Origin of the sequence: Pseudonocardia sp. Ae505_Ps2, from assembly GCF_001932425.1 — a bacterium.
In the GTDB taxonomy this organism is placed as follows: Bacteria; Actinomycetota; Actinomycetes; order Mycobacteriales; family Pseudonocardiaceae; genus Pseudonocardia.
In genome coordinates this window covers 2,854,421-2,873,625 of sequence record NZ_MCIP01000001.1, presented here as the reverse complement: position 1 = coordinate 2,873,625, position 19,205 = coordinate 2,854,421, and the positions used below count along the sequence as shown (strand labels likewise).

The 19,205-nt window shown below is 75.7% G+C and carries 14 protein-coding genes; 12 read left to right on the top strand and 2 right to left on the bottom strand.

What is annotated here, in order from left to right; translation table 11 throughout:
- Positions 1-176: 176 nt before the first annotated feature.
- The 3 genes from Ae505Ps2_RS13800 to Ae505Ps2_RS13790 all read left to right on the top strand — a co-directional run bounded on the left by Ae505Ps2_RS13800 (position 177) and on the right by Ae505Ps2_RS13790 (position 3,413).
- The gene (locus Ae505Ps2_RS13800) at positions 177-1,037 is read left to right on the top strand and encodes a DUF5134 domain-containing protein (protein ID WP_075307851.1); all 861 of its coding nucleotides are present in this window, start codon (positions 177-179) and stop codon (positions 1,035-1,037) included.
- Positions 1,034-2,440 (top strand): PepSY domain-containing protein, encoded by a 1,407-nt coding sequence (locus tag Ae505Ps2_RS13795; protein ID WP_083695644.1) that lies wholly within the window; start codon positions 1,034-1,036, stop codon positions 2,438-2,440. The genes Ae505Ps2_RS13800 and Ae505Ps2_RS13795 overlap by 4 nt, the downstream gene beginning before the upstream one ends.
- Before the next feature lie 79 nt (positions 2,441-2,519).
- Complete coding sequence (locus Ae505Ps2_RS13790; RefSeq protein ID WP_075333073.1) at positions 2,520-3,413, top strand: oxidoreductase; 894 nt, start codon at positions 2,520-2,522, stop codon at positions 3,411-3,413.
- A gap of 52 nt (positions 3,414-3,465) precedes the next feature.
- On the opposite strand, the gene mftD is transcribed toward Ae505Ps2_RS13790, so the two are convergent.
- The gene (gene mftD / locus Ae505Ps2_RS13785) at positions 3,466-4,683 is read right to left on the bottom strand and encodes a pre-mycofactocin synthase MftD (RefSeq protein ID WP_075312226.1); all 1,218 of its coding nucleotides are present in this window, start codon (positions 4,681-4,683) and stop codon (positions 3,466-3,468) included.
- Between the two features lie 411 nt (positions 4,684-5,094).
- Here mftD and Ae505Ps2_RS13780 point away from each other — a divergent pair, with 411 nt between their 5' ends.
- From Ae505Ps2_RS13780 to Ae505Ps2_RS34235, 7 genes are all read left to right on the top strand, one after another.
- Positions 5,095-6,156, top strand: coding sequence for a LytTR family DNA-binding domain-containing protein (locus Ae505Ps2_RS13780; protein ID WP_255407892.1), 1,062 nt, complete (start codon positions 5,095-5,097; stop codon positions 6,154-6,156).
- 104 nt (positions 6,157-6,260) lie between these two features.
- Positions 6,261-7,271 carry a hypothetical protein gene (locus tag Ae505Ps2_RS13775; RefSeq protein ID WP_226359982.1) on the top strand — a complete coding sequence of 337 codons (1,011 nt, stop codon included), beginning with the start codon at positions 6,261-6,263 and terminating at the stop codon, positions 7,269-7,271.
- 185 nt (positions 7,272-7,456) lie between these two features.
- Positions 7,457-10,435, top strand: a complete 2,979-nt coding sequence (locus Ae505Ps2_RS13765; protein ID WP_139320175.1) for an LCP family protein — start codon at positions 7,457-7,459, stop codon at positions 10,433-10,435.
- A gap of 157 nt (positions 10,436-10,592) precedes the next feature.
- The gene (locus tag Ae505Ps2_RS13760; RefSeq protein ID WP_139319225.1) at positions 10,593-11,594 is read left to right on the top strand and encodes an ABC transporter substrate-binding protein; all 1,002 of its coding nucleotides are present in this window, start codon (positions 10,593-10,595) and stop codon (positions 11,592-11,594) included.
- A 77-nt stretch (positions 11,595-11,671) separates the two neighbouring features.
- Complete coding sequence (locus Ae505Ps2_RS13755) at positions 11,672-12,649, top strand: iron ABC transporter permease (protein WP_075307855.1); 978 nt, start codon at positions 11,672-11,674, stop codon at positions 12,647-12,649.
- On the top strand, positions 12,646-13,698 hold the full coding sequence (locus Ae505Ps2_RS13750) for an iron chelate uptake ABC transporter family permease subunit (RefSeq protein ID WP_075307856.1): 1,053 nt from the start codon (positions 12,646-12,648) through the stop codon (positions 13,696-13,698). Before Ae505Ps2_RS13755 ends, Ae505Ps2_RS13750 begins: the two co-directional genes overlap by 4 nt.
- Positions 13,695-15,170 carry an ATP-binding cassette domain-containing protein gene (locus Ae505Ps2_RS34235; RefSeq protein WP_337819528.1) on the top strand — a complete coding sequence of 492 codons (1,476 nt, stop codon included), beginning with the start codon at positions 13,695-13,697 and terminating at the stop codon, positions 15,168-15,170. Before Ae505Ps2_RS13750 ends, Ae505Ps2_RS34235 begins: the two co-directional genes overlap by 4 nt.
- 7 nt (positions 15,171-15,177) lie before the next feature.
- Here the strand turns inward: Ae505Ps2_RS34235 and asnB are convergent, their stop codons facing one another.
- On the bottom strand, positions 15,178-16,815 hold the full coding sequence (asnB, locus tag Ae505Ps2_RS13740; protein ID WP_075553675.1) for an asparagine synthase (glutamine-hydrolyzing): 1,638 nt from the start codon (positions 16,813-16,815) through the stop codon (positions 15,178-15,180).
- 251 nt (positions 16,816-17,066) lie between these two features.
- On the opposite strand from asnB, the gene Ae505Ps2_RS13735 reads away from it, so the two are divergent.
- Together Ae505Ps2_RS13735 and Ae505Ps2_RS13730 are read left to right on the top strand one after the other, a co-directional pair.
- A complete protein-coding gene (locus Ae505Ps2_RS13735) occupies positions 17,067-18,497 on the top strand; it encodes an NAD(P)/FAD-dependent oxidoreductase (protein ID WP_075333071.1) in 1,431 nt (476 codons plus the stop codon).
- Between the two features lie 92 nt (positions 18,498-18,589).
- Positions 18,590-19,033 carry a nuclear transport factor 2 family protein gene (locus tag Ae505Ps2_RS13730; RefSeq protein ID WP_020621795.1) on the top strand — a complete coding sequence of 148 codons (444 nt, stop codon included), beginning with the start codon at positions 18,590-18,592 and terminating at the stop codon, positions 19,031-19,033.
- Positions 19,034-19,205: the final 172 nt, after the last annotated feature.

The following is a 19,205-nucleotide window of genomic DNA, read 5'->3' as shown; positions in this document are numbered from 1 at the left end:
CCCCGGCCCGCTCTGCCCGACCGCTCCACCCGGACCGCCGCCGCGTGCCGTCCCCCCACGACGGGGGTGACCGGCGTCGCACCCGCCGGAGGGGTACCGGCGGGAACCGGACGGGCCGCGCCGACGACCACTCCCGTCGTGCGCCCCCGCACCTCCCCCGCCCCCGAGGAGGACCTGTGATCTCGTCGTTGCCGCTGGCCTGGGCCCTGACGGCGTTGTTCGCCGCGACCGGGTTCTACGCCCTGGCCCGCTGGGCCACCGCGGTCTCGGAGCGCCGCTCCGCCGCGCACCGCACCGCGGAGCTCGCCCACCTGCTGATGAGCGCGGCGATGGTCGTCATGACCTGGACCTGGTACGGCAGCGCCGGCCTGTGGACCCAGATCGTCCTGTTCGGTGTCCTGGGCGTGTTCTTCCTGGTCACCGCCTCCCGCGGGATTCCCTGCGGCCCCTCGGGACGGCTCGCGGGCGCGGCGCACGCGCTGATGGCCGCGGCGATGGTCTGGATGCTGGCCGCGATGCCGCTGATCATGGCCTCGCCGGCGGAAGCCGCGGGCGGCGGCGGTGCCCACGCCCACCACGGCGGCGGCGACGCCATGGACATGTCCGGGACCGCCCACGCGGCGGGCCCGGCCGGATGGGCGGTCTCGGTGACCGTGGCGCTGTGCGCCGTGCTGCTGGCCGCCGCCGGGTACTGGGGTGCCCGCGCGCTGAGCCACGACCGCGTCGCCGGGGACCCGCTGACCCCCGACGACGCCCGCGCGACCGGCGACGCGACCGACCCCGCCGCCTGCGACTGCGCCGACCCCGCCGGGGGCACGGCGGTCGGTGCCGCGCGGACGGCGCCGGCCGAGGTCGGTGGGACGGCAGAGGCGACGGGCACAGCGGGCACGGGGGGCACGACCACCGCGGTCGCCGAGCGGGTCGAGGCCCCGACGGCACCGGCGCGCCGGCTGGGCGCGCGCTCCGACGCCGCCTGCCACGCGGCGATGAGCCTCGGCATGGTCGTCATGCTCGCGGCGATGGTGGCGGGCTGGTGAGCGCCGGCCTCGACACCCGGCCCGGGACTCCCGTCCCGCCGCCCGGGCGCCCGCCGCTGTTCCGGGGCCTGAAGGGCCTCGTCACCCGGATCCACTTCTACGCCGGGCTGTTCGTCGGCCCGTTCCTGCTCGTCGCGGCCCTGACCGGGCTGCTCTACACGCTGTCGCCGCCGATCGAGCGCTGGCTCTACGCCGACGCGCTGACCGCCCCGGTCAGCGGCCCGGAGCTCCCGCTGTCCCGGCAGGTCGAGGCGGCCGTCGCGACCCAGCCGGGCCTGCCCGTCACCGAGATCCGGCCCGCGCGCGAGCCCGGTGCGACGACCCGGGTGTCGTTCGACGCCGACCTGCCCGAGAGCTACAGCCGTACCGTGTTCGTCGACCCGTACACCGCGCAGGTGCGGGCCACCCTCGACACCTACGCCGAGTGGCTCCCGGCCCGCGGGGTGATCGACAACCTGCACCGCTCGCTGCTGCTGGGCCCGCCCGGGCAGGTCTACACCGAGCTCGCGGCGTCCTGGCTGGCCGTGCTCACGCTGTCCGGCCTCGTTGTGCAGGTGACCCGCCGGGTACGACGACGCCGTGAGCGGCTGCTGCCGCGGACCGGCGGCTCGTCGCGGTCGCGGCTGCGGTCCTGGCACGGCGCGGTGGGCGTCTGGGCCTCGGTCGGGTTCCTGTTCCTCGCCGCGACCGGCCTGACCTGGTCGCAGTTCGCGGGGGCCAACGTGAGCGCGCTGCGCACCGCCCTGGACTGGACGACGCCGTCGGTCAGCAGCACGCTGCCCGCCGCCGGTGGCGACGCGACCGCGCCCGTGGCGGGCTCCGCGACGGGCGCGGTCGCCCCGCAGGCGGTCCCCGCCGTCGCCCAGCGGGTCCTCGACGCCGCCCGCGCCGACGGCCTCGCCGGGCCGGTGGAGCTCACCCCGGGCGACCCCGGGGAGGCCTGGAAGGTCCAGCAGACGGTGCGCAGCTGGCCGTCGCAGCAGGACTCCGTGGCCGTGGACCCGGCGACCGGGACGGTCACCGACCGGCTCGCCTTCGCGGACTGGCCGGTCGCGGCGAAGCTCGCCCGCTGGGGCATCGACGCGCACATGGGCCTGCTGTTCGGCACGGTCAACCTGGTGGCGCTCGCCGCGCTCGCCTGCGCCGTGGTCGTGCTGGTCGTGTGGGGCTACCGGATGTGGTGGCTGCGCAGACCGACCCGGCCTGACGGTTCGCGTGGCCTCGCCGGACCGCCCGGGTCGCGGGAGCGGCCTTCCCCCGCCGCGGTGGCGCTGGTCGGGTTCGCCGCGGTGGCGGCCGGGCTGGTCCTGCCGGTGCTGGGGGTCTCGCTGATCGTGTTCCTGCTCGTCGACGCCCTGGTCTCGGCCCGGCGCGATCGGCGGGCCGCCGAGGTGGCGGGCTGACCCGTCCGGGGTGTGGGCGGGCGGGACCCGGGCCGACCGGGTAGACCTGGGGACCCGTCCCCCGTGAAGGAGTCCCCCCGTGTTCCGGACCTCACCCGCCCCCTGGACGACGGCGGACATCCCGCCCCAGCAGGGCAGGACCGTGATCGTCACCGGCGCCACCAGCGGCCTCGGGCTGGAGACCACCCGGGCCCTGGTGCAGGCCGGTGCACGCGTCGTGCTGGCCGTGCGGAACACCACGCGCGGCGAGGAGATCGCCTCCGAGCTGGGTGGTGCGGTCTCGGTGCGCCGGCTCGACCTGGGCGACCTCACCTCGGTCCGCGAGTTCGCCGCCGGGTTCGAGGGCACCGCCGACGTGCTCGTCAACAACGCCGGGCTGATGGCGGTGCCGTTCTCCCGCACCGCGGACGGCTTCGAGACCCAGCTCGGTGTCAACTTCCTCGGCCACTTCGCGCTGACCGGTCTGCTGGCCGACCGGATCACCGACCGCGTCGTGACGCTGTCCAGCGTGGTCCACCGGATGGGCCGGATCGGCATCGACGACCTGAACTTCGAGCGTCGCCGCTACGAGCGCTGGACCGCCTACGGCCAGTCGAAGCTCGCCTGCCTGATGTTCGCCTACGAGCTGGAGCACCGGTTCGTGGCGGCCGGGTCGCGGCTGCGCTCGATGGCCGCACACCCCGGGTACGCGGCGACCAACCTGCAGTCGCGCACCGAGTCCGTCCAGGACGCGCTGATGGGCGTGCTCAACAAGGTGGTCGCCCAGTCCGCGGCGGCCGGGGCGCTGCCGACGCTGTTCGCCGCGACCGTCCCGGATCTGCCCGGCGGCGCCTACATCGGACCGGACGGCATCGGCGAGACGCGCGGCAACCCGCGCCCGGTCGGGTCCACCGCGGCCTCGCACGACCGGCGGATGCAGCGGGCGCTCTGGGAGCGCGCCGAGGAGCTGACCCGGGTCACGTTCCCGCTCTGAACCGACGGTGGTGCGGGGCCCGGTCGCGCCGGGCCCCGCACCAGCCGGACGCTCAGAACTTGGAGACGCGGGTGAAGTTCTCCGGGACGATCAGGTCGTCGCGGGAGAGCTCGTGGATCGACTTCTTCCCCAGGCCCAGCAGCGCCTCGTCGATGCCCTTGTAGAGGACCGACAGGACGTTGGTGACCCCGCGCTCGCCCTGCGCGGCCATGCCCCACAGGTAGGCGCGGCCGATGAGGACCGCGCGGGCCCCGAGCGCGAGCGCCTTGACGACGTCGCCGCCGCGGCGGATGCCGCCGTCCATCACGACCTCGACCTGGTCCCCGACGGCGTCGACGATCGCGGGCAGCGCCCGGATCGCGGCCGGGGTGCCGTCGAGGTTGTTGCCGCCGTGGTTGGACACCGAGATCGCGGTGGCGCCCGCGTCGACGGCGCGGCGGGCGTCGTCGGGGTGCATGATGCCCTTGACCATGAACGGGCCGCCCCACTTCTCGCGGAGCCAGGCGATGTCGTCCCAGGTCGGCAACGGGGTGGTCCACCAGACGCCGTAGGCGCCGAAGAAGGTGGGGGCCTCACCGCCGCCGGGGGGCGCCATGTTCGGGGCCTTCAGGTCCGGGATCCTCCCGGACTTCGCCCAGTCCAGCAGGTAACGCGGCTTGGTGATCATCTCGGGCGCGAACTGCAGCGCGGCCTTGACGTCGACCTTCTCCGGGATGGGCGGGCTGCCCCAGTCACGGCGGGTGGCGAAGGTCCAGTCGAGGGTCACGATGAGGCCCTTGGCGCCCGCCCGCCTCGCACGCAGGGCGCGCTCGAGGATGTCCTCCTTGGACCCGGCCCAGTAGACCTGGAAGAAGACCTTGTCGTGGACGGCGCAGACGTCCTCGACCGAGCGGGACGCGAACGACGACAGCCCCATGGCCGTCGACACGGTCTGCTCGGGGTTCAGCGGGTTCTGGATGTTGGAGCTGTGCGCGGCCCGCGCGACGGCGACCTCGCCCTCCGGGTCGACGGCCTGGACGCCGGTCGGCGAGATCAGGACCGGGAGGTCGATCTCCTGGCCCATCACGGTCGTCTTCTGGTCCCGCTGCGGCGGGAGCCCCGCGATGTGCGGGCGAAAGCCGAGCTCGTCGAAGGCGGCGACGTTGTCCGCCAGCGTGATCCCCTGCTCCGCGCCGGCGACCAGCGCGTAGTAGACCGACTTCGGCAGGCGCCTGCGCGCCCGTCGCTGCGCCTCCGCGACCGTCTCGAACCAGTCCTTCGTGCTCGCCATGGCTGCCCCTTCGCAGTCGGAGGTGTGCGCCCGGCCGTCGTCGGTCACGGCCGGTCCGACACGCCGACCGGATACGAAACGGTCCCACGTGGCGGTTCTCACGCACGGTAGCGTTTCGGCACCGAGTGCCACAATGACACCCACCCACGGCCCGTCCGATCGGCGAGGGTACGACCCTCCGCCCGACCAGCCACGACGCCGACCCGGTCCGCTCCCCCCGGCCGGACGGCGCCGCTGACACGACCGGCAGCCACGACTCGTGACGCTCCGCTGTCACGCCCCCTCCGACGGCCCACCCCGGATCGTGTGGGGCGCGAGGCGGGACCGGCCGTCGGTGACGCTCCGCGGTCTCGCTACGGTGTGCCCGCAGTCACCGGTCAGCGGGCGGTGTGCCCGCGGCAAGGAGGAGCCGTGTACAGCCACGCGCGGGGTGGGCACGCTTCGGGCGCGACGCCCGGCCCGGTCGGCCATGTGCTGCAGCCCGGGTACGGCGCCGCGAGCAACCACCGGCCCATCGGGGTCCCGGGTCAGCTCCGCGCCCCGGAGCCGCCGCAGCCGTCCCCCGCCGCCCCGGCGGGGACCCGGCTCACCGTCCTCGCCGTCGACGACGAGGAACCGGCCCTGCTCGAGCTGGCGCACCTGCTCGGCGAGGACCAGCGGGTCGAGACCGCGCTGACCGCGCCGAACGCCACGGAGGCGCTGCGCATCCTGCACGGCTCGCAGGCCGACGCGACCACCCCGACCGTCGACGTCGTGTTCCTCGACATCCGGATGCCCGGCCTCGACGGCCTGGAGCTCGCCCGGGTGCTGAACGCGATGGCCGACCCGCCGCCGGTGGTGTTCGTGACCGCCCACGACGACCGGGCCGTCGACGCCTACGAGGTCGGTGCCGTCGACTACCTGCTCAAGCCCCTGCGCACCGAGCGGCTGTCCGGCTCGCTGGACCGCACCCTGGCACTGCGCGCGGCCCGGCGGGCCGAGAACGGCCCGCCCGCGGCGCCCGCCCGCCACGGCGCCGATCCGGGTGGCGCGGCCGCGCCACCGGTCGCCCGCCGGGGCGCCCCGGCCGCGACCACCGACGACGAGGTCGTGCCGGTGGAGCTGGCCGGCACCACGAAGCTGGTCCCCCGCTCCTCGATCCGGTTCGTCGAGGCCCAGGGCGACTACGCCCGGCTGCACACCAACGAGGGCAGCCACCTGGTCCGCATCCCGGTCTCGGTGCTGGAGGAGCGCTGGGGCGAGGCCGGGTTCGTCCGGATCCACCGTGCCTACCTGGTGTCGCTGCCGCTGATCACCGAGCTGCGCATGTCCGGGTCGGGGTACGTCGTCCGCCTCGGCAACGGGCCCAGCGCGGTCGAGCTGCCCGTCAGCCGCCGGCACACCGCGGGCCTCAAGCGGATCCTGCGGGGCCGGCCGCCGCGGCCGCAGCGCGGGCCCGAGGACGGCCCGGACGGGCCCGTCGTCCCGCGCTGACCCGGGGCGGATGACCGCGGCGGGCCACGGCCCGTCGCATCACCGACACGCCCGGTGACCGTTCGGACTGCCGTGCGTGATCCTGTCGCCTAGCCTGGTGACCGGTGTCCATCTCGGGTGAGTCCTCGCACGTCCTGTCCGTCACGAACCGTCGTCGCCCCGGGTGGCGCGCACGTCCGCCGGTGCTGCTCCTGGCGCTGCTGACGGCCTGCGCGGTGGTCGCGGGCTGTTCCTCCGCCGCTGCCCCGGCCCCGGCCGCGCCGCCCCCGCCGGCCCCCGCGCAGCCGGCGCCGACCTCCGCCGCGCCCGCGGTGCCGGAGCTGCCCGGCGGCGGCACCGAGGTCTTCCCGGGCCGCCGGATGGCCGCGCTCTACGGCCACCCGGGCACCCCGTCGATGGGCGTCCTCGGCGAGCAGGACCTGCCGCGCTCGATCGCCCGCGCGAAGGACCTCGCCGCCGACTTCCAGCCGCTCGTACGCGAGCCCGTCGTGCCGGCGTTCGAGATCATCACGACGGTCGCCGACCGCGTCCCCGGCCCGGACGGCGACTACTCCGCGGAGATGAGCGTCGACGAGCTGCGGCCGTGGGTCGAGCAGGCCGGGAAGGCCGGCGTCTACGTGGTGCTGGACCTGCAGCCCGGCACCACCGACTTCACGACCCAGGCGAAGCGTTACGCCGAGCTGCTCGCGCAGCCGCACGTCGGGCTCGCGCTCGACCCCGAGTGGCGGCTGGAGCCGGGCCAGCGTCACGGCGCGCAGATCGGGTCCGTGACCGCAGCGGAGATCAACCGGACCTCGGAGTGGCTGGCCGCGCTGGTGCGCGAGAAGGGGCTGCCGCAGAAGGTGTTCCTGATCCACCAGTTCCGGGTCTCCATGATCTCCGACCGGCAGACCGTGGTCACCTCCCACCGCGAGCTCGCGACCGTGCTGCACGCCGACGGTTACGGCACCCGCCAGGAGAAGACCGAGACCTGGAACGCGCTGCACGCCGCGCCCCGCCCGCAGGGTCTGTGGTGGGGCTGGAAGAACTTCATCGACGAGGACCGGCCGACCTTCACCCCGCGTGAGACCTATGCCGTCCGGCCCGAGTCGCCGGTCTTCGTGTCCTACCAGTGACGGGTGTGTCCCCCCTGTCCGGAAGCCCCTCCCGGGTGGGTGGCCGCCCATCGAGATCGTGATCACGGCAAGTACTCTCACCGGAACCCGAGCGCCGTCGTCGCCGCCGGGTGCGCAGGCACGTGCCGCTCCTCCGCGCGGCACGGCCGTCCTGCCCGTGCCGACCAGTGAAGGGGGTGCTCCGGGTGGACGAACGACCGCCGGAGGGCTCCCGCCCGACCGGTCCGGACCGGCCACGACGACCCGGCCCTCCCGATCACGCCCGCCGCGACGACCGTCCGCACCTGCGGGACGAGGCACGGCACGGCGGCCCGCCGCCCCGGGACCGCGCCGAGGTCCCGCCGCACGACCGTCGCGACACCCCGCCGCCGCACCCCCGTGGCGGCGCCGCTCCCCCACCCGGGTCTGCCGGGGCCCCGGCCCCGCAGTCCGGTAGGCCCGGCGACCGCAGACCACCCCGATCCGGCAGGCCGCCCCAGGAGCCGTCGGGCGGCCCGCGACGTCCCGGGCCGCCCGCCACCGGTGCGCCGCGTCCGCCCGCCGGTGACCAGCGCCCGGGAACCGGTCCCGCGGCGCGTCCCGACCGCGGGCGTCCCGGCCGGCCGGACGGAGCCGGGCGTCCCGCCGAGGACGAGTCCTGGCTCCCCCGGCGCGAGCGCGAGGCCCGGGCCGCCGCCCGGCGGGCCGCCGCCTGGACGTCCCGGTCGACGCGGTCGGAGGCCCCGGGCCGTGGTGGGCACAGCGACAGCAGGCCCACCGACATCCGGTCCATCCGCGCGACCCGCCGCGGCATCGGAGAGACCGTGAAGGTCCCCGGCCGGCCGGACACCGCCGCCGAGCACCGGCGGCACCGCGCGTCCGAGCCCGACGCCCCGCCGCAGGAGCGCGACCGCGCGGCCCGGCTGAGCGGCGAGCTGCCGATCGTCCCGCGCCGGCCCGGCGACCGTCCCGGTGGCGCCGTGTCCGGTGGCGCCGTGTCCGGTGGTTCGCGCCCGGACGCACCGTCGCGCCCCGGCGCACCCTCGGCCCCGAGCGGCCCGGGGCGGTCCGGACCCGGGCCGGTGCCGCCGGGTGGGCCCCGGCACCCCGGTGACGCCCGTCCCGGTGGCCCCGGCGGCCCCGACCCGCGTTCCGGCGGCCGGCCCGGCGGTGCCCCCGGTGCCCCCGGTGCCCCCGCCGGATCCGGTGCGCGGTCCTCCGGCGCGGTCCGCCCGGACGCCGTCCCCGGCCGGCCCGACAGCGGCAGGCCCGAAGGCGGCCGGCCGGACGGCCCGCAGGGGCGACCTGCCGACGCACGCCCGGCCGGTCCGGGTGGCGCCACACCGGAACCCGCGCGCGACGCCGCACGTCCCGCCCCGCCGCGGCCGCCGCGCCCCGGCCTGGCCGCCGGTGCCGCGGCAGGCACAGCAGGCACGGCAGGCTCCGCAGCGGCCGGCGCCGCGGCATCCTGGAACCGGCCCGCCCGGGACGGCCGCGACGACGGCAGCGTCGACGGCCACGGCGACGACGACTACGGCGACGGCGAGACCGCGCTGGCCCCGCCCGCCGGCCCGCCGGCCGCGCCCGACCCCGCGCGGCGCACCCTCGCCGCCGCACTCGGCCTCACCGCGGCGTCCACCGTGGTGCCCGGCAGCGGCCATCTCGCGCTGCGCCGTCGTCGTACCGGCGGGCTGATCCTCGGCACGCTGGTCGCGATCGTCGTCGGGCTGGCGGCGGTGGCGCTGCTGGCCCGGCGGTCGACGCTGCTGCAGAACCTGTTGTCGACGACCACGCTGACCGTCATCGCGGGCGCGCTGGTGGTCGCCGGCATCGCCTGGATCGCCCAGGTCGCGCGGACCTACGCGCTGGCCCGGCCGCGCGGGATGCCGCTCGGCCAGAAGATCGTCGGCACCGGGACAGCGGCCCTGCTGTGCCTCGCCGTCGCCGTCCCGTTCGGCTACGGCGTCGAGCTGGTCAACTCCCAGCGCGGGCTGCTGAACTCGCTGTTCCAGGGCGGCGGGACCTCGGCGGCCGAGGCGCTGGGCAAGCCCCGGCTCAACGTGCTGCTGCTGGGCAGCGACGCCGGCGACGACCGGACCGGCACCCGTACCGACACCATGATGGTCGCCAGCATCGACACCCGCTCCGGCCGGACGACGCTGTTCAGCCTGCCCCGCAACATCCAGCGGGCCGAGTTCCCGCCGGGCAGCCCGGCCGCGGAGAAGTTCCCGAACGGCTTCCACGACCCGTCGCAGCCGTTGTCGGGCGACTACCTGCTCAACGCCATCTACGCCTACGCCGAGCAGCACCCGGAGATCGCCCCGTCGGGACCGACCTCCTCGCCCGGTATCAACCTGCTCCAGTCCTCGATCGCGTACATGACCGGCCTGCCGCTGGACTACTACCTCGAGGTCAACATGGCCGGGTTCTCCTCCATGATCGACGCCGTCGGCGGGGTCACCGTGAACGTCGGGCCCGAGCCGATCCCGGTCGGTGGCGTCACCGCGTTCGGCCGGCACGTCACCCCGGACCGCTACATCAGCCCCGGGGTGCAGACCCTGGGCGGCGAGGACGCGCTGTGGTTCGCCCGTTCCCGCCGTGACGGCACCGACTACCAGCGAATGGGCCGCCAGCGCTGCCTGATCCAGGCCGTCATCTCGCAGACGACCGCGACCGAGCTGATCTCCCGGTTCCAGAGCATCGCCGCGGTGACCCGGGACAACGTGGCCACCGACATGCCCCAGCAGGTGCTGCCCGCGCTGGCCGTCCTGGCCGACGAGGGGTTCCGGCTGGAGAGCGTCGCGTTCGACCCGTCGCTGCCGGACCCGAACTCCTCGACGGGCTACTTCGTCACCGCCGACCCGGACGTCCCCTACATGCGCGAGGTCGTCCGCAACGCCATCGCCGACCCGCCCCCGGAGCCGGCGCCCGGGACCGCACCGTCACTCGCCGCCCCGACGACGCAGCCGTCGACGAGCTCGGAGTCGTCCCGGTCGTCCCGGTCGTCCTCGTCGAGCGCGTCGCCGACCCCCGACCCGGCCGCGGCCCGGCCGCAGTCGGTCGAGGAGTCCTGCGCAGCGACCGGCGCGGCCGACGTCCCCGCCGGGGCCGAGCCCGGGAACTCGCAGGAGCCGTCCGCGACCGGCTCCGAGCAGGTCGACGGTCTCCGCCCCGACCAGAACTGAGCCCGCCGCAGCCGAGCCGTCACGGTCGAGGCCGTCGGAGCCCCGCTGCGGCCGCCCGGCGGCATCTGTGGCACACACGGCTGCGGTCCGCTCTTCCGTCCGCCGTACCGAGATGATGAAGTGAGGGTCACCTGTGAAGTGGAAAGGCGGCCCTTCCGTGCGACGAACGCTCCCCCTGTTCTCCGGCCTGCTCATCGTGCTGATGCTGCTGGCCGGATGCGGCTCACCAGAGCCCGGGACCACACCGTCGGGGACCACCCCGTCCGGGGACGGTGCGTTCCCGGTGACGGTCCCCACCGCGTTCGGCGACGTCACCGTCCCCGAGCAGCCCCGCCGGGTCGTCGCCCTCGGGTGGAGCGACGCCGAGACCGCGCTGGCCCTGGGCGTCGAGCCGGTCGGGGCCGCGGACTGGCTGGCCGTCGGCGGTGACGGCCTCGGACCGTGGGTGCAGGCCCGCTACACCACCCCGCCGCAGATCCTCGGCACGCTCGAGGTCGACCTGGAGGCCGTCGCGGCCCTGGACCCGGACCTGATCCTCGACACCCGCTCCTCCGGCGACCGGGAGCGCCACGACCGGCTGACCCAGCTGGGCGTGCCGGTGATCGGCATCCCGGCCGGCGGCGAGAACTACAAGACGACCTGGCGCGACCAGCTCCGCATGGTCGGGGCCGCGGTCGGCAAGCCGCAGGAGGCGGCGCGCGCGCAGGCCGACCTGGAGCAGCGCTTCGCCGACGCCCGCGCGCAGCACCCGCAGCTGCAGGGCGCCACCGTCGTGTCCGGGGCCCGCAACACCCTCGGCGAGTACGCCGCCTACACCGGCGACTCCGGGCGCCTGGCGTTCCTGAAGGAGCTGGGCATGGTCAACGCCCCGCAGATCGAGTCGCAGCGCACCGACGGCTTCTCGGTCCCGATCTCGCGGGAGCGGATGAACCTCCTCGACGCCGACGTCACCGTCATGCAGGCGATCTCGAAGGACACCTCGGCCATCGCGAACGACCCGCTGTGGAAGGCCGTGCCGTCGGTCGCCGCGGGGCGCGGTGTGCTGCTGTCGGACCGCGACGTGTCCCAGGCCTTCTCCAGCGCCTCGGTCGACGGCTGGCGCTACGCCCTCGACCGCACCGTGGGCCAGCTCGCGGACGCAGCGGCGAAGGCGCGGTGACCGCCCCGACGGCCACGCCCACCGTCCCGTCCCCTCCGGATGCGCCGGCGACGGTCCAGCGGCGGCGGTGGCCCGCCGTGGCCGGCCTGACCGTCGCCCTGCTGGCCGTGGCCGCGCTCGGCCTGCTGGTCGGTGCCCGGCCGCTCGCGCCGGGGTTCGTGCTGGACGTGTTGACCGGGGCCGTCGACCGGACCTCCCCGGACGCGCTCGTGGTCACCGAGGTGCGGCTGCCGCGCACGGTGCTGGCGGTCCTGGCCGGGGCCGCGCTCGGTGTGGCCGGAGTGCTCGCCCAGGGCATGACGCGCAACCCGATCGCCGAGCCCGGCATCCTCGGGCTCAACACCGGCGCCGCCCTGGCCGTCGTGCTCGGGATCGCGCTGCTCGGCGTCGACACCCTCAGCGGCTACGTCTGGTTCGGCTTCGCCGGGGCGGCGGTGGCGGCCGTCGTCGTCGCCGGGGTGGCCGGCATCGGCCGCCGCGGCAGCGTCTCCCCCGCGACACTCGCCCTGGCGGGCGCCGCGCTCGCCGCGGGCCTGCAGTCGATCACCATCCTGTTCCTGCTCACCGACCCCCAGGCCTTCGACGACTACCGGTTCTGGCAGGTCGGCTCGGTCGCCGGCCGGGACCTCGGGATCGCAGCGCAGGCGGCCCCGTTCGTCGTCGCCGGGCTCGCACTGGCCCTGACCTGCGGTCCGCGGCTGAACGCGCTGGCGCTCGGCGACGACGTCGCCCGGTCCTTCGGCCGCCCGGTCGGGACCGACCGCGCCGTGTGCGGAGTGGCCCTGGTCGTGCTGGCCGGGGCCGCGACCGCAGCCGCGGGGCCGATCGCCTTCCTCGGGCTCGCCGTGCCGCACCTGGTGCGCCGCCTCGCCGGGACCGACCACCGGGTGGTGCTGCCGCTGGCGGCGCTCGCCGGACCCGTCCTGCTGCTGGCCGCGGACGTGCTCGGCCGGGTCGTCGCCCCGCCGGGCGAGGTCCAGGCCGGGGTGGTGACGGCCGTCGTCGGCGCCCCGCTGTTCGTCGCGCTGGTCCGGCGGCGGAGGTTCCTGCGATGAGCACCGGGACCGTCCCCGTCGGGGATCCCACCGCGGTGCTGCGCCGGATCCGGGCCCGGGCCCGGCGCCGTCGTACGACGGCCGGGCTCGCCGTCACCGTCGCCGTGCTCGCCGCGTTCGTCACCTCCCTCTCGGTGGGTGCACAGGGCCTCGGGCCCGGCGACGTGCTGGCCGCGCTGACCGGGCTCGGCACGCCGCGCACCGAGCTGGTGGTGCTGCGGCTGCGGATGCCGCGCGCGTTGACCGCGCTCCTGGTCGGCGCGGCCCTCGGCCTGGCCGGGGCGCTGTTCCAGCGGGTGCTGCGCAACACCCTGGCCAGCCCGGACGTGATCGGTGTGGGTGCCGGCGCCGCCGTCGGTGCGGTGACCGCCTCGATCGTGCTCGGTCTGTCCGCCACCGGGACCTCGGCCGGTGCGGTGCTGGGCGCCGTCGCGGCGGCGCTGCTCGTCGCCGTCCTGGCCCGCCGCGACGGCCTCGGCGGTACCCGCTTCGTGCTGGTCGGGGTCGGGATCGGGTCGGCCGCGATGGCCGTCGTCTCCTACCTGATGATCACCGCGTCGCTGACCACGGCGCAGCAGACACTGGTCTGGCTGACCGGCAGCGTCACCGAGACCGGCTGGTCGACCGCGGTCCCGCTGGCGACGGCCTGCGCGGTGCTCGTACCCGCGGCGCTGCTGCTGGCCCGTGCGCTGCCCCGCCTGGAGCTCGGTGACGACACCGCGACCGCGCTCGGGCTGCCCGTCGGCCGGGCCCGGGGCGCGCTGCTGGCGGTGGCCGTCCTGCTCGTGGCGGCCGCGGTCGCCGCGGCCGGGCCGGTGTCGTTCGTCGCGCTCGTCAGCGGGCCGCTCGCCGCCCGGCTCGCCGGCCCCGGGCGGGCGTCGCTGCCGCACGCCGCCGGTGTCGGGGCCGCGCTGGTGCTGTTCGCCGACGTCGTCGCCCGCACGCTGATCGCCGAGGTCGCCCTGCCCGCGGGTGTCGTCACCGGTGCGATCGGCGCCCCCTACCTGCTGTGGCTGCTCGCCCGCTCCCGGACCGGAGGAACCCCGTGACCACCCCCGCCACCGTGCCCGCCGGGCCCGCACTGGACGCCGACGGCCTGGTCCTGCGCTACGACGAGCGCGTCGTCGTCGACGGCCTGACCGTGCACGTCCCGCCCGGCCGGATCACCGTGATCGTCGGCCCGAACGCCTGCGGCAAGTCCACCCTGCTGCGCGGGCTGGGCCGGATCGTCGCCCCGGCCGCCGGGACCGTGCGCCTCGACGGCACCGACGTCCGGTCGCTGTCCGGCCGCGAGCTGGCCCGCAGGCTCGGGCTGCTCCCGCAGTCCCCGACCGCCCCGGACGGCATCACCGTCGCCGACCTGGTGGAACGCGGCCGGTCCCCGCACCAGGGCTGGTTCGGCGGCCGCGGCGACGCCGACGACGCCGCCGTCGCCGAGGCGATGCGCGCGACCGGGGTGCTGGAGCTGGCCGACCGCCCGGTCGACGAGCTGTCCGGCGGTCAGCGCCAGCGTGTGTGGATCGCGATGGTGCTGGCCCAGGACACCGGGGCCCTGCTGCTCGACGAGCCGACGACGTTCCTGGACCTGCCGCACGCGGTGGAGGTGCTGGACCTGCTCGTCGACCGGAACCGGGAGCGGGGCAGCACGGTCGTCGTCGTCCTGCACGACCTGAACCTGGCCTGCCGCTACGCCGACCACCTGATCGCGATGGCCGACGGTGCGATCGTCGCGCAGGGCCCGCCCGCGACGACGATGACCGCCGACCTGGTGCGCCGGGTCTTCGGGATGGAGTCGCGGGTGGTGCCCGACCCGGTCGCGGGCACCCCGATGATCGTGCCCGTCGGACGGCACCACCCGGTTCCCACGCCGGCCGCCCCGGCCCCCGAACCGGACGCGGTGCGGACCGAGGACGAGCTGCGCGAGGTGGTCGCCGCGCCGCACCCGATGGTCGCGGGCAAGTCCACCGACCGGGTCGACGAGGTCGCCGCCCGGTTCGTCGCCGCCTCCCCGCTGGTGTTCCTGGGCACCACCGCGCCGGACGGCACGGTCACGGTGACCCCGCGCGGCGACGCACCCGGCTCGGTCCGGGTGCTCGACGGCGGCCGGCGCCTCGCGGTCCCGGAGCGGCCGGGCAACCGGCGCGTCGACAGCATGCGCAACCTGCTCGCGCACGACGGCATCGGACTCACCTTCTGCGTGCCGCGCGCCACGCACGTGCTGCGGGTGCACGGCCGCGCCCGGGTGACCCGCGACCCCGCGGTGCTGGCGCTGTGGGGCCCGGCCGACGCCGAGGGCCAGGGCCCGGCCGCGCACCGGCCGCCGCCGCTCGCACTGCTGGTCGACGTGCACGACGCCTACGTGCACTGCGGCCGGGCGCTCGCCGCCGCCGGGCTGTGGGACCCCGACAGCTGGGACGGCGACGACGTCCCGGGGGTGAAGGAGCTGGCCGACGCCGCCCGGGCCGACCGCGCGAGCCGCGCCGAGGATCCCGACACCGTCGGACCGGCCGCGCGGGTGTGAGCGGGGCTCAGGCCGTCGCGAAGGCCCCGAGCACGTGGTCCGGCCGGATCCCGTCGAAGTGGGACCGCCAGATCCCGTGGTAGAGGACCTCCTCCTCGCTGCGCAGCGGCCAGGAGTCGGACGGGTGCTCGGGCACCTCGTCGGTCAGCCCGGCGGCCGCCGCGGCGGCGGCCTTGCGGGCGGCCAGCTCGGCCAGCACGGTGCCGGCGCCGGAGCCGTCGCCGAACTGCTCCTTGCCGCGCCACAGCAGGTCCTCGGGCAGCCAGCCCTCGAACGCCTCGCGCAGGATCGCCTTCTCCGGCCGGCCGCCGGGGCGCTGCTTCCACTCCGGCGGCAGCGCCAGCGCGGCGCGGACCAGGCCGGAGTCGAGGAACGGCTCGCGGGCCTCCAGCCCGAAGTACATGGTGGTCCGGTCGCAGCGCTGCAGGTTCAGGTGGTGCAGCTGCTCCAGCGAGCGGACCAGCTCGGCCTGCAGGGTGTCCGGGTCGGCGTACTCGGGACCGTGGACGTAGGAGTAGCCGGCGAACAGCTCGTCGGCGCCCTCCCCGGTCAGCACGACCTTGACCTTCTTCGCCGCCTCGCGGGCGAGGATCAGGTTGGGCACGGCGCTGCGGACCAGGGCCGGGTCGTAGTGCTCGATGACCTCGACGGCGTGGTCGAGGGCCTCGGCGATGTCCTCGGGCGTCACCAGGACCTCGTGGTGGTCCGAACCGATGTGCGCGGCGACCTTGCGGGCCGCGATCAGGTCGCCGGACTCCGCGGTCCCGACGGCGAAGGTGGGCAGCTGCTCGCCACGAGCCCGTGCCTCCTGCGCGGCGATGGCCGCGACCAGCGCCGAGTCGAGGCCACCGGACAGGAACACCCCGACGCCGACGTCGGACATCATCCGGCGGCGCACCGCGGACACCACGGCCTCGCGCACCCGGGACAGGTCGGCGTCGTCCCAGCCGGGGCGGATCGCGCGGCGGGCCGGGCGGACCTCGACCGGCACGGCGTCGGCGAACCGCACCAGCCCCGACGACGGGCTCCACAGGCAGCCGGGCGGGAACGAGCGCACGTACGGGCGGTCCTCGGGGTCGAACGCACGGAGCTCGCTGGCGAACAGCACCGTCTCCGACGGGTCCGGCGCGGTGTACGGGACAATCCCGGCGGCACCGCCGCCGTCACGGAACTCTGCCGGCGGCACCCAGTACAGCGGCTTGACCCCGAACGGGTCCCGGGCGACGAGCCCGGGACCGTCGGTGCGCCCCATGGCGACGGCGAACATGCCGTTGAGCGAGGCGACCGCGGCCTGGCCGTCCCACATCACCGCGTGCAGCGCGGCCTCGGTGTCGGACTTGGTGCGCACCGTGCCGTCCGGGAACGCCTTGGCGATGCGCTCGTGGTTGTAGATCTCGCCGTTCCCGACGATCCAGGCAGTACGCGCGGCGTCGGACATCGGCTGGCGCCCGCCGCTGACGTCTATGATCGACAGGCGCTGGTGGCCCAGCCAGGTGTTCCCGACGACCTGCACGCCGGTGTCGTCGGGTCCGCGGTGCGCCACCCTGGCGAGCATCCGCTCGTACTTCTCGGGGTCGGCGGGCTCACCGCCCGGCCATGCCGTGGGTCCACCGAACGCAGCCACGATCCCGCACATGGGCTCCATCGTCGCACGGTCGGCGAGCCCGCATCCGGCTTCCGTTCCCCCACCGTGTGAGTTCGGACTCTGAAAGGCGTTTCCGGAGCGATCCGAATTGCCCCGGCGGCCGAGGGTTCGTACGGTCGGAGACCGGCCAGGACGGCCGCCGTCCACCGCCGACACCAGGACTCAGGGTCCGGAGGCGGGGACCGACACCGGCCATCGAGCAGGTGCGCGGTGACGCCGCGCCAGGACCGACCGACAAGGGGCGGACTCAGGTGAGCACGGCAGAGCACGACGAGCGGCAGGGCCGGCACAAGGTCGTGATCGTCGGCGGAGGGTTCGGCGGTGTGCAGGCCGCCAAGGCGCTCAAGGGCGCCGATGTCGACGTGACCATCGTCGACCGCACGAACCACCACCTGTTCCAGCCGCTGCTCTACCAGGTGGCGACGGGCATCCTGTCCCCCGGCCTGACCGCCCCGGCGCTGCGCCGGGTGCTGAAGAAGCAGCGCAACGTGCGCACCCTGCTCGCCGAGGTCGGCGACATCGACCTCGAGGCCAAGGTCGTGCACGCGGCCGCGCCGGACGGACAACGGATCACGCTGCCCTACGACACCCTCGTCGTCGCCGCGGGCGCCACGCACGCCTACTTCGGGCACCCGGAGTGGGCCGAGCACGCCCCCGGCATGAAGTCGATCGAGGACGCCCGGCTGCTGCGCTCGCGCATCCTGGGTGCCTACGAGCTCGCCGAGGTCGCGACGACCGAGGAGGAGAAGCAGGCGTGGATGACCTTCGTGGTCGTCGGCGCCGGCCCCACCGGTGTCGAGCTGGCCGGTCAGCTGGCCGAGCTGGCGCAGTACGTGCTGCCCCGCGAGTACCGGTCGATCGACACCCGTTCCGCGCGGATCATCCTGCTCGACGCGGCGCCGGCGGTGCTCCCGCCGTTCGCGAAGAAGCTGCAGGACTACACCCGCAAGACCCTGGAGAAGAAGGGCATCGAGGTCCGCCTGAACACCATGGCGACCGACATGGACGCCGACTCCATCACGGTCAAGGGCCCGAACGGCGAGGAGCGCATCGTCGCCCGCACCAAGGTGTGGGCCGCCGGTGTGCAGGCGTCCCCGCTGGCCGAGCTGCTCGCGAAGGCCTCCGGCGGCGAGGTCGACCGGGCCGGGCGCCTGGCGGTCGACCCGGACTGCAGCCTGCCGGGCCGCAGCGACGTGTTCGCCATCGGCGACATGGTCTCCACCATCGACCGGCTGCCCGGTGTCGCGCAGGTCGCGATGCAGCAGGGCACCTACGTCGGCAAGCTGATCAAGGCGCGGGCCAAGGGCGACGACACCACCCCGGCCCCGTTCCGCTACTTCGACAAGGGCTCGATGGCCACGATCGGCGCGCGCGAGGCCGTCGCCGACGTGCGCGGCATCAAGCTCACCGGCTGGATCGGGTACTTCATCTGGTGCTACGTGCACGTGATGTTCCTGATCGGCTGGGGCAACCGCTTCGGCACGCTCTACAACTGGCTGCGGTCGCTGCGTTACGCCCGCTACCGCGGGCACCGGCTGATCAGCGTCACCGCCTCCTACGACAAGGCGGTCGACCCCGAGAAGCCGCTGGGCGCCGAGACCGACGAGCGCGCCGAGCTGGACCCGCGGGTCTCGCCCGGCTCGCCACCGGCGCCCGACGAGCGCCCGGCCGCCACGGCCTGAACGGGCCCACGCACCACGACCGACGCCCGGGGGCACGCGCCTCCGGGCGTCGTCGCGTGCGGGGGTGGGTCGCGACGTGGCACCGTGCTCGGGTGACCCCGGCGATGCAGGTCCTGATGCGTGACATCGCGCGGCTCTGGGACACCGCGGCCGGCGCGCTCTACGACGACGGGGACCCCGGCCCGGCGACGGCCGCGCTGGCTGCCGACGTGCGCTGGACCGAGCTGCCCACCCGCGCCGGGGGCCACGGCCGGGACGCGGTCGCCGCGCACCTGGCCGCCGTCGCCGGTGCCCGGCCGTCCGGGCTGACCCGGACCCGGTTGTCCCGCACCGTCGACGTCCGCCGGGTCGTCGACGAGGTCCGCGTCGGCTTCACCCACGACCGGGAGCTGCCGTGGCTGCTGCCCGGGCTCGCCCCCACCGGGCGCGCGGCGGAGGTGCTGGCGGTGCAGCTGGTGCGGGTCCGGCAGGGCCGGATCGACGAGGTCCGGACCCTCTGGGATCTCGCGGGACTGCGCTCCGTGCTCGACGGGTGAGCCCGTCGTCACCGCTTCCGCTGCATCATCGCGCTGACCTGCGGCAACAGCCCCACTCGTCGAATGTGCGACGGGCGGTCGCCCGGGTGCGGTGAACAGCGCCACGGAAGGCCGTGACCAGGCCCGACACGCCCTGAAGAGGGGGTTCCCGCAGGTCGTGGCGATGTCTCTG

Excerpts from the sequence above, each read along its gene's own strand:
- Ae505Ps2_RS13750 (WP_075307856.1), top strand. The coding sequence starts at position 12,646 with ATGAGCACCGGGACCGTCCCCGTCGGGGATCCCACCGCGGTGCTGCGC.
- mftD (WP_075312226.1), bottom strand. The coding sequence starts at position 4,683 with ATGGCGAGCACGAAGGACTGGTTCGAGACGGTCGCGGAGGCGCAGCGA.
- asnB (WP_075553675.1), bottom strand. The coding sequence starts at position 16,815 with ATGGAGCCCATGTGCGGGATCGTGGCTGCGTTCGGTGGACCCACGGCA.